This window comes from Kitasatospora sp. NPDC001603 (assembly GCF_040298365.1).
In the GTDB taxonomy this organism is placed as follows: Bacteria; Actinomycetota; Actinomycetes; order Streptomycetales; family Streptomycetaceae; genus Kitasatospora.
On the sequence record NZ_JBEPAA010000001.1, the window covers coordinates 82299 to 97367 of the forward strand.

Sequence of the window (15069 nt, forward strand, 5' to 3'; positions counted from 1 at the left end):
GAGGGGGAGACCGCCGGTGCGGTCTCCCCCTCCGGGGGCGGGGCGGTCAGCCGGTGCCGGTGGCCAGCTCCAGCTCCTCGTCGGGAGTGGCGGGCGGGGCGGGCCGGGCCGGCGGCCGGGGGCGACGGCCGAAGAGCTCGGCGGGGGTCGGCATCCGGTGCGGACGGGGCTGGGGGGCGTCGGGCTGCTCTGCGCCGGGCTCGGTGCTGCTCATCGGGATCCGTCCTCCAACAGGGGTGGGGAGACTGCTCGGGGGTGCGGCGGGGCTCGGTACGGCGACGAGGTGGCGCTGGCCGGTGGTGAGGGCGAGTCGCTCGCGGACGGCCGCCTCGGCCAGTGCGTGGCAGCGCCCGGCCAGCCGCGAGCGGCGGGTCCGCTCGGTCTGGCCGCACGGCTGACGGGTCAGCCCGCGCAGCGCGGTGAGGTCCTCGGGCGCGGGGAGGTAGCCGTCGGCCACCGCCTCCTCCAGGCGTTCCAGGTAGCCGGCGGCGCTGCCGGGCAGCGCCGCCCGGTAGCGGGCGAGGTCGGCGAGCAGGAAGGCGCGCAGCCGGCCGCCCTCCTGGACGGCTTCGTCGATCGCCTCGGTCAGGCGCAGGGCGTCCTGGACGTCCTCCGCCCACAGCTCGGCGCCCGCGCCGGCGAACGGCAGCCGGTCGGAGACCTGGAAGTGGACGGGGACGGCGGGGTGCAGGGCTTGGGCGAGGGCGCGGCGCAGCACGCGGACTTCGTCGGCGCTGAAGGCCATGCCGCCGCGCGATCCGTGTGGCGTAGGCATGGGCTGACCCTACGTGAGGAATATCCGATTTGTCGGTAACGTCGCGCCGATCCCCCACGTTTGGCCCGGTGAAGGTCCGGTGGACGAACGACCGCCCGTTCAGCGCCGCAGGGCCTCGGCGGGCTGGATCCGGGCCGCGCGCCAGGCCGGGTAGGCACCGGCCAGCAGCCCGGTGGCCAGCCCGGCGACCGGGGCGGCGGCCACCGTCGCCGGGGACACCACCGGGGTCCAGTCCCGGGCCAGCGCCACGCCGAGCACCGTCAGCACCCCCAGCGAGCTGCCGACCAGGCCGCCCAGCAGCCCCAGGGAGCCGGACTCGCAGAGGAACTGGCCGGTGATGTGCCGGCCGCGGGCGCCCAGCGCGCGGCGCAGCCCGATCTCACCGGTCCGCTCCAGCACCGCGACCAGGGTGGTGTTGGCGATCCCGACGGCCCCGATCACCAGGCAGATCCCGGCGAGCAGCAGGAAGAGCCGGTCGAGGTCGGAGGTGACGCCCGAGCGCAGGGTGCGCGGGTCCGGGGGCGGCGTCACGGCGAAGTGCTCCGGGTGGGCCGGGTCCAGCGCCAGCGCGGCCTCGTCGGCGATCTGCCGGGCGGCGCCGATCCTGGTGGCGACGAGCATCTTCGCGCGGTCCCCGGTGGGGCCGCCCCAGAGCCGGGCGGCGGCCCCGCGCGGCACGACCACCGAGAGCAGCAGCTCGGGCCGGCGCCGGACGTCGTCGACGATGCCGATGACGGGGAACGGCCGGCCGGCCAGGAACACGGCGGGCTGGGTGTCGAGCGTGCCGATCCCGAGCCGGGCGGCCAGGGCGGAGCCGAGCACCGCCACCTGCCGCCCGGTGGTGTCGTGCCAGGCGTCGAAGGTCCGGCCCTGGGCCAGGTGCGGCCCGGCCGCCGTGAGGAGGCCGGCCGAGGCCGCGACCACGGTCGCCTGCTCGCCGCCGGAGGGCCGGCCCACCGGCGCGGCCCGGACCGACCCGGCGGGCAGCTGGACCGGCCAGTAGACGCCGGCTGCCTCGACCCCGTTCAGCCGCTGGATCCGGGCGTCGGCGTCGGCGGGGAAGGAGAGCGGGGTGAGGTCCGGTCGCGGGCCGCCGGTGTCCTCGACGCTCACCTCGGTCGCGGTGAGCACGCTGAAACGGGAGTCGATCCGGGCCGAGGCGGTGGCCGTCAGCCCGAGCACGGCGACGAAGGCGCCGACCCCGAGGACGGTGCCGAGCGCGGTCAGCGCCGAGCGGGCGGGCCGCTGGAGCACTCCCGCGAGGGCCTCGGCGAGCAGGTCCCGCGCAAGCAGCCGGGTGGGCTCGACGGGGCGGGGGCGGCCGCGCCGCCTCATCCGGCGCCCACCTCCCGCAGCACCCCGTCGCGGATCGCCACCGTCCGCCGGCCGCGGGCGGCCACCTGCGGGTCGTGCGTGATCAGCAGGAGGGTCAGGCCCTGCGCGTGCAGGTCGTCCAGCAGGGCCAGGACGGACCGCGCGGTGGCGGTGTCCAGGTTGCCGGTCGGCTCGTCGCAGAGCAGCAGCGCCGGCCGGCCGACCAGCGCGCGGGCGATCGCGACCCGCTGGCGCTCGCCGCCGGAGAGCCGGGACGGCAGGGCGTCCGCCCGGTGGCCGAGGCCCACCCGGACCAGTGCCTCGCGGGCCCGCTCGCGCCGCTCGGCCGCCGCCCGGCGGCCCCGGGCGGCGGTGTACAGCAGGGCGAGCGCGACGTTCTCCGCCGCGCTCCGGTGCGGGAGCAGGTGGAAGGACTGGAAGACGAAGCCGATCCGGCGCCCGCGCAGGGCGGTGCGGTCGCCGTCGGCGAGCGGGCCGGTGTCGACGCCGTCCAGCAGGTACCGGCCGGTGGTGGGGGCGTCCAGCAGGCCGGCGATGTTGAGGAAGGTGGACTTGCCGGAGCCGGACGGGCCGGTCACCGTGACGTAGTCGCCCGGGTCGACGGCCAGGTCGCAGGGGGCCAGGGCGGTGACCGGCGGCGGTCCGGGGTAGGTCAGGCCGACCCGGCGGAACTCGACCAGCGGGGCGCTCACCGGGTGCCCGCCCGGACCCCGACGATCACCTGGTCGCCGGGCCCGAGCGCGCCCCCGGCCAGCGGGCGGACCTCGGTGCTGCCGCCGCCGACCATGCCCGGGGTCACCTCGACCCGTCGGCGCCCTCCGCCCTCGTACACCGTCACCACCGTCCGGCCGTCCGCCGTCGCGGAGACGGCGGAGAGCGGGACGACCAGCACCGGACCGGCCGAGGAGGCCGCCCGGACGGTGAGGCGGACGTCCTGGCCGGCCAGTCTCGGGTCGAGCGGGGCGTCCGGTTCGACCACCAGCGGGTAGCCGGTCCGGTCCGTGCCGGGCTGCCGGGTGCCGCCGCCGGGCGCGGTGCCGGTGCCGCTGCCGGACGGGGGTCCCTCGCCGGGGGTGTCGGCCACCGCGGTCACCGTCGCGGTCGCGGTGGTGCCGGTCACCTCGGAGAGGATCTCCACCTGCTGGCCCGGGTGGACCAGGCCCTTGTCGGGGGCGGTCAGGCTGCCCTTCACGACCAGCGCCCCGGCCGAGACGGTCAGCACGGTGCCGGTGACCTCGCCGCCGACCCGGCCGGCGACGCCGTCCACCCGGGCCGGGAAGCCGGTGAGGAAGAGCAGTTCGGCGGCGGGGACCATCGGGCCGACGGTGGCCCGGACGTCGGCGGCCTTCTTCCGGAGCCCGGTGAGGTCCTCGCCGGCGCGGGTCACCTGTTTGCGGGCCGTCTCGACGGCGGTGCGGGCCGCGTCCACCGGGCTCTCGCCGGCCGGTTCGCCGGCCGGGGCGCCGGGCGTCGGCGCGGCGGACCGGGCCCGCTCGGCGGCCAGCGCGTCGTCGAGCCGCTTCTGCGCGGCCTTCAGCGCGTCCCTGCCGTCCGCCAGGGCCCGCTCGCCGCCCGTCACCGCGTCCTGGGCGGCCGACACCTGGGCGTCGCCGTCCGGCGAGGCCGGCCGCGGGTCGTAGCCGCGGGCGGCGTAGAAGGCCGTCACCGCCGCCCCGGTGGCCGCGCCGTAGCGCCCCGCGGGGTCGCCGTCCGAGCCGAACCCGAGCTCCTTCAGGGCCTGTTGGAGCTGCTCGACGTCCTGCCCGGTGGCGCCCGGCCGGAGGTCCCGGTACACCGGGAGGCCGCCGCGGAGGGCGAACACCGGCCGCCCCGAGACCTCCAGCACCGACTGCCCGGCCGCGACCTGGTCGCCGGTCCGCACCGGGAGCTTGGTGACCACCGGCTTGGCACCGGCCGGACCGCCGCTCCCGGCCGGGGCCACCTCGACCGTCTGGCCGGCGCCGACCTGGCCGCGGAGCACCACCGAGTCGGTCAGCACGCGCTGCTCCACGGCGGCCGTCAGGACGTCGGGCGGCGGGGGCTCGCTCTCGGCGGCGGCCTGCGCGGGCGACCTGATCACCAGTGAGGCGGCCAGCCCGGCCCCCGAGACGGCCGCGGCGACCAGCGTGACGGCCAGCAGCAGCCGCCCGCGGCGGCGCAGCACCGACCCGCCGGGGCCCGGCGGCGGCGCCCCGGGGCCGGTGGCCGGGCCGTCGTCCTGAGCGGCCCCGGACCCTTCGACGATCGACACGCCCCACCCTCGATCCGGCTTCCGGGCCGCCCGACCGAGTGGCCCCGTACGGTTCGCCCCCCCCGTACGTGACGGGGCGGCAGTGCCTCGGCCTGGGCGGGCGGGCTCGTCGGGCGGGCCGGACGCGCGCCCGCACCCCCCGGTGCCCGCCGGTCCCCCCGGCCGCGGGACGGGCGTGCTGCCCCGTCCCGGGGCGTGAAACTAACACAGCGCGGGGGCCCGCCGGCCGGGTTCGCCCGCAACGGCGGGGCGGCTGCGGGGAACTGCGGGGGAATGTCCCGTTCGGGCCGTGCGGCGCCGGGCGGGTGCGGCGAACTCCCGGCTCAGCTGGGCCGGTTGCGCTCGTACACCAGGCGCAGGCCGATCAGCGTCAGCCAGGGCTCGTGGACGTCGATGGTGCCGGCCTCGCCGAGCACCAGCGGGGCCAGTCCGCCGGTGGCGATGACCTGGACGTCGTCCGGGTCCTTGGCGAGCTCCTTGGCCATCCGGTCGACCAGGCCGTCGACCTGGCCGGCGAAGCCGTAGAGGATGCCGGACTGCATGCCCTCGACGGTGTTCTTGCCGATCACGTTGCGCGGGCGGGCCAGCTCGATCTTGCGCAGCTGGGCGCCGCGCGCGCCGAGCGCCTCGACCGAGATCTCGATGCCGGGGGCGATCGCGCCGCCCACGTAGTCGCCGCGGGCGTTGATCGCGTCGAAGGTGGTGGCGGTACCGAAGTCGACCACGATGCACGGGCCCCCGTACAGGTGGTTGGCGGCCAGCGCGTTGACGATCCGGTCGGCGCCGACCTCCTTGGGGTGGTCCATCAGGACGTGCACGCCCGTCTTCACCCCCGGCTCCACGATCACCGCGGGGACGTCGCCGTAGTAACGGCGGGTCACCTCGCGGAACTCGTGGAGCACGGAGGGGACGGACGAGCAGATCGCCAGGCCCTCCACCGCGGCCTCGTTGACCGCGGTGTGCGAGCCCATCAGGCCCTGCAGGAGCACCGCCAGCTCGTCGGCCGTGCGGCGCGGATCGGTGGAGATCCGCCAGTGCTCGACCACGTCCTCGCCGTCGAACAGGCCGAGCGTGGTCTGGGTGTTGCCGACGTCGATGGTGAGCAGCATGGGGTGCCTTCTGCGTGAGGGGTGATCAGAGGTGATCAGGCGCGCAGGTCCAGGCCGATGTCCAGGATCGGCGAGGAGTGCGTGAGCGCGCCCACGGCCAGGTAGTCGACCCCAGTCTGGGCGACCTCGCGCGCGCTGGCCAGGGTCAGTCCGCCGGACGCCTCCAGCCGGGCGCGCCCGGCCACCAGCTCGACGGCCTCCTTCAGCTGCGGCACGGTGAAGTTGTCCAGCAGGACGAGGTCGGCGCCGGCCTCCAGCACCGGCGGGATCTGCTCCAGGGTGTCCACCTCGACCTCCACCGCCAGGTCGGGGTAGGCGGCCCGGACGGCCCGGAACGCCTCGGCGACGCCGCCGGCCGCGACCACGTGGTTGTCCTTGACCAGGGCCGCGTCGGAGAGCGCCATCCGGTGGTTGGCGCCGCCGCCGCAGCGGACCGCGTACTTCTGCAGCGCCCGCAGGCCCGGGGTGGTCTTGCGGGTGTCGCGGACCACCGCGCCGGTGCCCTCCAGGGCGTCCGCCCAGGCGCGGGTCGCGGTGGCGATGCCGGAGAGGTGGCAGAGCAGGTTGAGCGCGCTGCGCTCGGCGGTCAGCAGGTCGCGGGTGCGGCTGCGGACGGAGAGCAGCACCTGGCCGGCCTCGACGCGGTCGCCGTCCTCGACGTGCCGCTCGACCTCGAACTCCTCCTCGCAGACCAGCGAGACGACCGCCTCGGCGATCCGCAGGCCCGCGACCACGCCGGCCTCGCGGGCGGTGAAGTCGGCGGTGGCGACGGCGTCGGCGGGCACCGTGGCGACCGAGGTGACGTCCTCGCCGCCGGCCAGGTCCTCGGCCAGCGCCAGGGTGGCGATGTCCTCGACCTCGATCGGGTCGAGGCCGGCCTCCTCCAGCAGCTCGGCGAGCCGCGGGTCCAGGCCGGTCTCGTAGCCCTCGCCGTCCCCGCACGCGCAGCCGTCGCCGCAACCGCCGGCCATCGGGAGTTCCTCGTGGGAGTGGGTCATGGTTCTACTGCTCCTCAGGGGTGCTGACAAGGTCGCCGGAGGCGGTGAGGGTGGTGATCAGGTGGCGCTGCCAGTGGGCGTCGTCCCGCTCGGGGAAGTCCTCGCGCCAGTGGCAGCCGCGGGTCTCGGCGCGCCGGGCGGCGGCCGTCACCAGGGCGGTGCCGACCAGCAGCAGGTTGGCGGCCTCCCAGGTCTCCACCCGGGGATCGGCCGGCTTCTCCTCGGCGACGTGCGCCAGGGCCTGCTCGGCGATCAGGGCGAGTCCGGCGGCCGTGCCGGCCATCGACGAGGCCGAGCGCAGGACGCCCGTGCCGCGCGACATCAGCCGCTGGATCTCGGCCCGCGCCTCGGGGGCGGGCAGCGGCACCGGGCGGGCGGCCCGCGCGGCGGCGACGTCCACCGAGCGCTCGGGCAGTTCGTCCGCGCGGTGCCGGGCGGTCAGGTCGGCGGCGATCCGCTCGGCGAAGACCAGGCCCTCCAGCAGGGAGTTGGAGGCCAGCCGGTTGGCGCCGTGCACCCCGGTGCAGGCCACCTCGCCGCAGGCGTACAGCCCGGGGACGGTGGTGCGGCCGGTCGGGTCGGTGCGGATGCCGCCGGAGGCGTAGTGCGCGGCCGGGGCGATCGGGATCGGCTCGGTGACCGGGTCGATGCCGTGCGCGCGGCAGGTGGCGAGGATGGTCGGGAACCGCTCCTCCCACATCCCGGCGCCGAAGTGCCGCCCGTCCAGGTACATGTGGTCGGTGCCCAGGAGCCGCATCCGCTGGGTGATGGCCTTGGCGACGATGTCGCGCGGGGCCAGTTCGGCCAGCTCGTGCTGCCCGAGCATGAAGCGGGTGCCGTCCCCGTCGACCAGGTGCGCGCCCTCGCCGCGGACCGCCTCGGAGACCAGCGGCTGCTGGCCCTCGGCGTCCGGGCCGAGCCAGAGCACGGTCGGGTGGAACTGCACGAACTCCAGGTCGGTGACCTCGGCGCCGGCCCGCAGCGCGAGCGCCACGCCGTCGCCGGTGGAGACCGCGGGGTTGGTGGTGGCGGAGTAGACCTGGCCCATGCCGCCGGTGGCGAGGACCACCGCGCGGGCCCGGATGGCGCCGACGCCGTCGCGCTGGCCCTCGCCCATCACGTGCAGGGTGAGGCCGGCGGCGTGGCCGTCGGCGTCGGTGAGCAGGTCGAGGACGAGGGCGTGCTCGATCAGCTCCAGGCCCGGGTCGGACCGGACGGCGGTGACCAGGGCGCGCGATATCTCGGCGCCGGTGGCGTCCCCGCCGGCGTGCGCGATCCGGCGGCGGTGGTGCCCGCCCTCGCGGGTGAGCTGGATCTCGCCGTCGTCGCCGCGGTCGAAGGCGGCGCCGGTGGCGATCAGGTGGCGGACGGCCTCCGGGCCCTCGGTGACGAGGGTGCGGACGGCCTCCTCGTCGCAGAGCCCGACACCGGCCACCAGGGTGTCGGCCAGGTGCTGCTCGGGGGTGTCGCCCTCGCCCAGGGCGGCGGCGATGCCGCCCTGGGCCCAGCGGGTCGACCCGTCGTCGAGCATCGCCTTGGTGACCACCATGGCCCGCAGGCCGGCCTTGCGGACGTTGAGGGCGACGGTGAGTCCGGCCACGCCGGAGCCGACCACGACGATGTCGGTGGTGGCCGTCCAGCCGGGGGCGGGGGCGGTGAGGCGGTGCGTGACGGGCATGGCGTTCAGTGGCTCCTTCAGCGCGCGGCGGTCGGGGCCGCGCCGTTGCCGTCACGGTACGCCGCGTCGCCGCGGAGCAGCCCGGTGCCCTCCCCGGCCTCGGCGGGGTCGCCGCCCATGCCGGTGATCCGGTTGTCGGCGTCCACGAAGACCACCTTCGGCAGGTAGCCCTTGGCCTCGGCGGTGTCCATCTGCCCGTAGGCGATGAGTATGACGAGGTCGCCGGGGTGGACCAGGCGGGCGGCGGCGCCGTTGATGCCGATCACGCCGGAGCCGCGCGGGCCGGCGATGGTGTAGGTCTCCAGCCGGGCGCCGTTGTTGATGTCGACGATGTGGACCAGCTCGCCGGGGAGCAGGTCGGCGGCGTCGAGCAGGTCCTCGTCCACCGTGACGGAGCCGACGTAGTGCAGGTCGGCCTGGGTCACGGTGGCCCGGTGGATCTTGGACTTGAGCATGGTGCGGAGCATGGGGTCACGCCTCCAGTGAGTGCATGCCTGAGGGAATGTGCTGCCGGACGGTCCTGCGGGTGGTGCGACTGCGGGTGGTGCGACTGCGGGGAGCCCACGGGTGGTGCGTCGCCGCGTCAGCGGCAGATGATGCGGACGTTGTCGATCAGGCGGGTGGAGCCCACCTTCGCGGCGACGGCCAGCACCGCCTCGCCCCGGAAGTCGTCCGCCGCTTCGGTGAAGTCGTGCGGGTCGATCAGGGCGAGGTAGTCCAGGGTGACACCTTCGGCGGCGTCGAGGGCGGCCGCGGCGGCCTCGCGCACGGCCTGCGGACCCTGCGCGGCCACGTCGCGGCCGGCGAACAGGGCCCGGGACAGCACGAGCGCGTGCTCGCGGTCCTCGGCGGAGAGGAAGCGGTTGCGGGAGGAGAGCGCCAGCCCGTCCTCCTCGCGGACGGTCGGCACGCCGACGATCTCGACGTCGAAGTCCAGGTCGGCGACCATCCGCTGGACGAGCGCCAGCTGCTGGGCGTCCTTCTCGCCGAAGAAGGCGAAGTCCGGGTCGGTGATGTGCAGCAGCTTGGCCACCACGGTCAGCACCCCGTCGAAGTGCCCGGGCCGGGTGGTGCCCTCGAAGCGCTCGCCCATCGGGCCGGCCGCCAGGCGCACCTGCGGCTCGCCGTTCGGGTAGACCTCCTCGACGGACGGCGCGAAGACGACGTCGGCGCCGTTCTCCTCGGCCAGCCGGACGTCCGCCTCCAGGTCGCGCGGGTAGCGTTCGAGGCCCTCGCCGGCGCCGAACTGCAGCGGGTTGACGAAGACGGTCACGGCGACCCGGCCGTCCCGGCCGACCTGCTTGCGGGCGGCCCGGATCAGCGCGCCGTGGCCCTCGTGCAGCGCGCCCATCGTCATCACGACCGCGTTGTCCACCGGCTGCTCGTCCGGCCAGAAGGCCGCCTCGAAGTCGGTGACGCTCCGGGTGACGACGGCCCGGTGGACCTTGGGTGCCCGCTGGGCCTTGCCGGCCTGCTTGCCGCGTGCTGCCATCAGTTCTCCTCGTTCAGTACGTCCAGCAGCGCCGCCGCCGACGCTTCGTCGATCGTCCCGTGGGCGAGCGCCCGCTGGGCGGTGGCGCGGGCCATCGCCCGGTAGGCGGCCGGGATGTCCGGGGACACCGTACTGAGCTGCGCCAGGTGGCGCCGAACGGTGCCCGCGTCGCCCCGCGCGACCGGGCCGGTGAGGGCCGCGTCGCCGGAGCGCAGGCTGTTGTCCAGGGCGGCGCCCAGCAGCGGGCCGAGCAGCCGGCCGGGCTCGGCGACCCCGGCCGTGCGCAGCAGCTCCAGCGCCTGGGAGACCAGGGTGACCAGGTGGTTCGCGCCGTGCGCGAGGGCCGTGTGGTAGAGCGGGCGGACGCCCTCCGGCACCCATTCGGGCTCGCCGCCCATCTCGACCACCAGGGCCTCGGCCACCGGGCGCAGCTCCTCGGGGGCGGTCACCCCGAACGGGCAGCCGGCCAGCCGGGCGAGGTCGACCGTGGTGCCGGTGAAGGTCATCGCGGGGTGCAGTGCCAGCGGCAGCGCCCCGGCCCGGGTGGCGGGCTCCAGGACGGCGACGCCGTGCGCGCCCGAGGTGTGCACCACCAACTGGCCGGGGCGGACCGAGCCGGTCGCGACGAGGCCGGCCACCAGGTCGGCCAGCGCGTCGTCGGGGACGGTGAGCAGCACCAGGTCGGCGGCGGCGAGCACCTGCGGCGGGGTGACGATCCGCACGCCCGGCAGCAGCTGTTCGGCGCGGCGGCGGGAGGCGGCGGACACCCCGGAGGCGGCGACCACCCGGTGCCCGGCGAGCTGCAGGGCGGCGCCCAGCGCGGGGCCGACCCGGCCGGTGCCGACCACCCCGACGGCGAGCCGGGCCGGCCGGTTGCCGGGGTCGGCCGGGTCGCCGAAACCGTCGTCGAGCGGGCCGGGGCCGACGCTGTCGGAGGCGCTCACGCGGCCACCTCCGGGTCGTTCCCGGGCCGGGGGGCACCCCGGCGCTCGGCGGGGGCAATCGCCATGGCGCACCTCTCGACGGTGAGCCCGGTTCGCTCGCTCACAGCTCGGCCCTGGTCCTCACTCTTACCGTTCCGGTCCTCTGCGGGTACCGGACGCACCGGCCCATTCTACGGCCGGGGCGGACGGCGGATTAATCCGCGGCGCCGGCCCGGATCAGGCCCGCCTCGTAGGCGAGGACGACGGCCTGGACCCGGTCGCGCAGGCCGAGCTTGGCCAGGATCCGGCCGACGTGGGTCTTCACCGTGGCCTCGGACAGGACCAGCCGGGCGGCGATCTCACCGTTCGAGAGGCCCTGGGCGACCAGCAGGAACACCTCGCGCTCGCGCTCGGTGAGCGGGCCCAGGGTGTCCGGTCCCGGCGTGCTCGCCGCGGTGGGCAGCACCTCGGCGAAGCGGTCGATCATGCGGCGGGTGGTGGTCGGCGCGACCACCGCGTCGCCGCCGTGCACCGCCCGGATCGCGGCCACCAGCTCGGTCGGCGGCACGTCCTTGAGCAGGAACCCGCTGGCCCCGGCCTTGAGCGCGGCGAAGGCGTACTCGTCCAGGTCGAAGGTGGTGAGGATGAGCACGTGCGGCGCGTTCGGCAGCGGGCTGCCGTCCTCGGCGAGGCAGATCCGGCGGGTGGTCTGCACCCCGTCCAGGCGGGGCATCCGGACGTCCATCAGGATCACGTCCACCTGCGTGTGCCGCAGCCGCTCCAGGGCCTGCGCGCCGTCGCCGGCCTCGGCGACGATCTCGATGTCGCCCTGGGACTGCAGGATCATCCGGAAGCCGGTGCGCAGCAGCTCCTGGTCGTCGACGAGCATCACGCGGATGGTCAAGGTGGCTCCTAGTTCGTGGGCGGCAACGGGGTCAGTGTGCTGCCTTGAGGGGCAGGACGGCGCGGATCCGGAAGCCGCCGCCGGGGCGCGGCCCGACGTCGAGGCTGCCACTGACCATGCCGACCCGCTCGCGCATGCCGATCAGGCCGTGCCCCTGGCCGTCCGTCCCGCCGGCGGCGAGCTGCTCGTCGGTCGAGCCGCGGCCGTCGTCCTCGATCAGGACGGCCAGCTCGCGCTCGCCGAAGTCGACCGCGACCCGGGCGTGCACATCGGGGCCGCCGTGCTTGCGGACGTTGGTCAGTGCTTCCTGGACGATCCGGTAGACGGTCAGCTCGACGCCGCGCGGCAGTTCGCGCGGGTCGCCGGAGGTGGCGAAGTCCACCTGGAGGCCGGCCGTGCGGACCTGGTCCAGCAGCTCGGGCAGCTCCTCGACGCCGGGCTGCGGCACGTACTCCTCGGCGGTGTCCGCGGTGCGCAGCACGCCCAGCAGCCGGCGCATCTCGACGAGCGCCTGGCGCCCGGTGGAGGCGATCGTGCCCAGCGCCTCCTTGGCCTGCTGGGGCGAGTTGTCCAGCACGTAGGCGGCGCCGTCGGCCTGGACGATCATGACGGAGACGTTGTGCGCGACCACGTCGTGCAGTTCGCGGGCGATCCGGGCGCGCTCGGCGGCGACCGCCACCTTGGCCTGGGCGTCGCGCTCGCGCTCCAGCCGGGCGGCGCGGTCCTCCAGCTCGACCAGGTAGGCGCGGCGCACCCGGGTGAGCCGGCCCCAGGCCCAGCAGAGGATGAACGGGCTGCTCATCGCCGCGGTGAGCAGCAGGAACTCGCCCAGGCTGTACGAGCGCTGCTGGGCGTCGCCGTTCGGGTCGATCACGGTCTTGCTGAGGTGGAGCTGCCAGTACGTCAGCGGTCCGGCCGCCAGCCCGGCGGCAAGGGCCAGCCGGGAGATCCAGGCGGAGCCGAAGGCGGCGCCGGTGTAGGCGAAGACCAGGTACCCGATGCTGGACCCGGCGGGCAGGATGCCCAGCGTGATCTGACCGATCCCCAGCGCGGTGGCGGCGGCCACGGTGGCGTCGGGGTAGCGGCGCCGGAAGACCATCAGCAGCGGGATGAGCAGGGCGATGACGAACTGGGCGGGGGCCCGCCAGGCGCTGTTGTCGCCGCCGTCCGGCAGGAGCCCCAGGAACAGCACGATCGCCGCCCAGGCGGAGTCGACCACCATGGGGTGACGGCGGAGCCAGGCGTTGAGTCGTTGCACGTCTCAAGCGTAGGCAGTCGCGGAGCGTGGTCAGGTCCGCCGGGAGGGCGATCCGTCCTACTCCCTAGGTCGGAGAGGCCCGGACTCCGGTTGGGAGGGGAACCCCGGCACCGGTAGCGTCCCGCCGCATGACTTGGATGCGGTGGCGGCCCGCCATGGAAGAGGCCCTCTACGCCCCCGTCGGCGGCTTCTACCGCAGGCCGGAGGGGCCGGCCGGGCACTTCCGCACCTCGGTGCACGCCTCCCCGCTGTTCGCCCGCGCGGTGGCCCGGCTGCTGCTGGACGTGGACGCGGCCCTCGGCCGTCCGGAGGAGCTGGCCTTCGTGGACGTCGGGGCGGGCCGCGGCGAGCTGCTGACCGGTGTGCTGGCCGAGCTGCCGGACGGCGTGCTGGCCCGGCTGCGGCCGTACGGGGTGGAGATCGCGGCGGACCGCCCGGCGGGACTGCCGTCCACAGCCCTGTGGACGGACGAGGTGCCGCGCGGCGTCAGCGGGCTGCTGTTCGCCAACGAGTGGCTGGACAACGTGCCGCTGGACCTCGGCGAGGTGGACGAGGACGGGGTGCTGCGCTACGTCGAGGTGGACACCGCGACCGGCGAGGAGCGGCTCGGGTCCGCGGCGGACGCGGCCGACGCCGCCTGGGCCGCGCGCTGGTGGCCGGCCCCCGAGCCGGGTGACGTCGTGGAGTTCGGCGCCCCGCGCGACGCCGTCTGGGCCTCGGCCGTCGCCGGGCTGGAGCGCGGTCTCGCGGTCGCGGCGGACTACGGGCACACCGCCGCGAGCCGCCCGCCCCTCCCCACCCTGACCGGGTTCCGGGCGGGCCGGGAGGTGCGCCCGGTGCCGGACGGCTCCTGCGACCTCACCGCGCACGTGGCGCTGGACGCGGTGGCCGCGCCCGCCGTCCACAGCCTGTGGACGACGCAGCGCGAGGCGCTGCGGGCGCTCGGCGTGAGCGGTGCCCGACCGCCGCTGGCGCTGGCGTCCACCGACCCGGCGGCCTACCTGCGGGCGCTCGGCGGCGCCGGGGAGGCCGCCGAGCTGACCGACCCGGCGGGCCTGGGCGCGTTCGGCTGGCTCGCCCAGGCCGTCCGCATGCCGGTACCGGAGACCCTCGCCGGCCTCGGGGGATGGCAGACTCTCGGGTCATGAGGGAGACCACGGTCGGCATCGGGGCGGGAGCCGAGAACTTCACCGGCGCGGCGGGCAGCACCGACATGGTGCTCAACATCGGCCCGCAGCACCCGGCGACCCACGGTGTGCTGCGGCTGAAGCTGGTGCTGGACGGCGAGCGGATCGTCACCGCGGAGCCGGTGATCGGCTACATGCACCGCGGCGCGGAGAAGCTCTTCGAGGCCCGTGACTACCGGCAGATCATCATGCTGGCCAACCGGCACGACTGGCTCTCCGCGTTCGCCAACGAGCTGGGCGTGGTGCTCGGCGTCGAGCGGATGCTCGGCATGGAGGTGCCCGAGCGCGCGGTCTGGATCCGCACCCTGCTCGCCGAGCTGAACCGCGTCCTCAACCACCTGATGTTCCTCGGCTCCTACCCGCTGGAGCTGGGCGGGATCACCCCGATCTTCCACGCCTTCACCGGCCGTGAGGACCTCCAGCACGTGCTGGAGGAGGCCTCCGGCGGCCGGATGCACTACATGTTCAACCGGGTCGGCGGCCTCAAGGAGGACCTGCCGGCCGGCTGGCTCGGCCGGGTCCGGGCAGCGATCGCCACCGTCCGCTCGCAGCTGCCGGTCTTCGAGGAGCTCGTCCTCGGCAACGAGATCTTCCGGGCCCGCACCGCCGGCGTCGGCGTGCTCAGCCGGGCGCACGCCGAGGCGTACGGGGTCAGCGGCCCGATCGCGCGCGCCAGCGGACTCGACTTCGACCTGCGCCGCGACGAGCCCTACCTGGCGTACGGCTCGGACGAGCTGCGCGCGGTGCTGACGGTGGTCACCCGTGAGGAGGGCGACTGCCTGGCCCGGTTCGAGTGCCTGCTGGAGCAGACCGTCAACGCGCTGGACCTCGCGGACGCCTGCCTGGACAAGCTCGCCACGCTGGCGCCCGGCCCGGTCAACCTGCGGCTGCCCAAGGTGCTCAAGGCCCCCGAGGGCAGCACCTACGCCTGGACGGAGAACCCGCTCGGCGTCAACGGCTACTACCTGGTCTCGCGCGGCGACAAGACGCCGTGGCGGCTGAAGCTGCGCTCGGCGTCCTTCAACAACATCCAGGCGCTCACCGAACTGCTGCCCGGCACCCTGGTCGCCGACATGGTGGCCATCCTGGGCTCGATGTTCTTCGTCGTCGGCGACATCGACAAGTAGGCGGCATCGACACGTGGCGGTGGGGCGCCGGG

General features: G+C 75.7%; 14 protein-coding genes. 2 read left to right on the forward strand and 12 right to left on the reverse strand.

What is annotated here, in order from left to right; genetic code table 11:
- Positions 1-46 precede the first annotated feature (46 nt).
- From ABT263_RS00360 to ABT263_RS00415, 12 genes are all read right to left on the reverse strand, one after another.
- Entirely contained in the window at positions 47-775 is a 729-nt protein-coding gene (locus ABT263_RS00360) for a hypothetical protein (RefSeq protein WP_352286138.1), read from the reverse strand.
- Between the two features lie 99 nt (positions 776-874).
- Positions 875-2110 carry an ABC transporter permease gene (locus tag ABT263_RS00365; RefSeq protein ID WP_352286140.1) on the reverse strand — a complete coding sequence of 412 codons (1236 nt, stop codon included), beginning with the start codon at positions 2108-2110 and terminating at the stop codon, positions 875-877.
- On the reverse strand, positions 2107-2802 hold the full coding sequence (locus ABT263_RS00370) for an ABC transporter ATP-binding protein (protein WP_352286142.1): 696 nt from the start codon (positions 2800-2802) through the stop codon (positions 2107-2109). The genes ABT263_RS00365 and ABT263_RS00370 overlap by 4 nt, the downstream gene beginning before the upstream one ends.
- Positions 2799-4361 (reverse strand): peptidoglycan-binding protein, encoded by a 1563-nt coding sequence (locus ABT263_RS00375; protein ID WP_352286144.1) that lies wholly within the window; start codon positions 4359-4361, stop codon positions 2799-2801. The genes ABT263_RS00370 and ABT263_RS00375 overlap by 4 nt, the downstream gene beginning before the upstream one ends.
- Positions 4362-4684: 323 nt before the next feature.
- Positions 4685-5470, reverse strand: coding sequence for a type III pantothenate kinase (locus tag ABT263_RS00380; RefSeq protein WP_352286146.1), 786 nt, complete (start codon positions 5468-5470; stop codon positions 4685-4687).
- Between the two features lie 35 nt (positions 5471-5505).
- On the reverse strand, positions 5506-6468 hold the full coding sequence (nadC, locus tag ABT263_RS00385; RefSeq protein WP_329488339.1) for a carboxylating nicotinate-nucleotide diphosphorylase: 963 nt from the start codon (positions 6466-6468) through the stop codon (positions 5506-5508).
- Between the two features lie 4 nt (positions 6469-6472).
- Entirely contained in the window at positions 6473-8146 is a 1674-nt protein-coding gene (locus ABT263_RS00390; RefSeq protein WP_352286148.1) for an L-aspartate oxidase, read from the reverse strand.
- A gap of 17 nt (positions 8147-8163) precedes the next feature.
- Positions 8164-8613, reverse strand: a complete 450-nt coding sequence (panD, locus tag ABT263_RS00395; RefSeq protein ID WP_329488337.1) for an aspartate 1-decarboxylase — start codon at positions 8611-8613, stop codon at positions 8164-8166.
- A gap of 116 nt (positions 8614-8729) precedes the next feature.
- Complete coding sequence (panC, locus tag ABT263_RS00400) at positions 8730-9638, reverse strand: pantoate--beta-alanine ligase (protein WP_352286150.1); 909 nt, start codon at positions 9636-9638, stop codon at positions 8730-8732.
- Positions 9638-10582 carry a Rossmann-like and DUF2520 domain-containing protein gene (locus ABT263_RS00405; RefSeq protein WP_352286152.1) on the reverse strand — a complete coding sequence of 315 codons (945 nt, stop codon included), beginning with the start codon at positions 10580-10582 and terminating at the stop codon, positions 9638-9640. The genes panC and ABT263_RS00405 overlap by 1 nt, the downstream gene beginning before the upstream one ends.
- 193 nt (positions 10583-10775) lie before the next feature.
- Positions 10776-11465: a response regulator gene (locus tag ABT263_RS00410; RefSeq protein ID WP_329488334.1), complete on the reverse strand. Its 690-nt coding sequence runs from the start codon at positions 11463-11465 to the stop codon at positions 10776-10778.
- 31 nt (positions 11466-11496) lie between these two features.
- On the reverse strand, positions 11497-12723 hold the full coding sequence (locus ABT263_RS00415) for a sensor histidine kinase (protein ID WP_352286154.1): 1227 nt from the start codon (positions 12721-12723) through the stop codon (positions 11497-11499).
- 128 nt (positions 12724-12851) lie between these two features.
- Here ABT263_RS00415 and ABT263_RS00420 point away from each other — a divergent pair, with 128 nt between their 5' ends.
- Entirely contained in the window at positions 12852-13871 is a 1020-nt protein-coding gene (locus tag ABT263_RS00420) for an SAM-dependent methyltransferase (protein ID WP_352286156.1), read from the forward strand.
- A complete protein-coding gene (locus ABT263_RS00425; protein WP_352286158.1) occupies positions 13868-15037 on the forward strand; it encodes an NADH-quinone oxidoreductase subunit D in 1170 nt (389 codons plus the stop codon). Before ABT263_RS00420 ends, ABT263_RS00425 begins: the two co-directional genes overlap by 4 nt.
- The last annotated feature ends 32 nt before the right edge of the window (positions 15038-15069 follow it).

Bases quoted from the DNA above. Each gene is read 5' to 3' on its own strand.
- ABT263_RS00425 (WP_352286158.1), top strand. From the start codon at position 13,868: ATGAGGGAGACCACGGTCGGCATCGGGGCGGGAGCCGAGAACTTCACC.
- ABT263_RS00390 (WP_352286148.1), bottom strand. From the start codon at position 8,146: ATGCCCGTCACGCACCGCCTCACCGCCCCCGCCCCCGGCTGGACGGCC.
- ABT263_RS00365 (WP_352286140.1), bottom strand. From the start codon at position 2,110: ATGAGGCGGCGCGGCCGCCCCCGCCCCGTCGAGCCCACCCGGCTGCTT.
- ABT263_RS00360 (WP_352286138.1), bottom strand. From the start codon at position 775: ATGCCTACGCCACACGGATCGCGCGGCGGCATGGCCTTCAGCGCCGAC.
- ABT263_RS00420 (WP_352286156.1), top strand. From the start codon at position 12,852: ATGACTTGGATGCGGTGGCGGCCCGCCATGGAAGAGGCCCTCTACGCC.
- panD (WP_329488337.1), bottom strand. From the start codon at position 8,613: ATGCTCCGCACCATGCTCAAGTCCAAGATCCACCGGGCCACCGTGACC.
- nadC (WP_329488339.1), bottom strand. From the start codon at position 6,468: ATGACCCACTCCCACGAGGAACTCCCGATGGCCGGCGGTTGCGGCGAC.
- ABT263_RS00380 (WP_352286146.1), bottom strand. From the start codon at position 5,470: ATGCTGCTCACCATCGACGTCGGCAACACCCAGACCACGCTCGGCCTG.
- panC (WP_352286150.1), bottom strand. From the start codon at position 9,638: ATGGCAGCACGCGGCAAGCAGGCCGGCAAGGCCCAGCGGGCACCCAAG.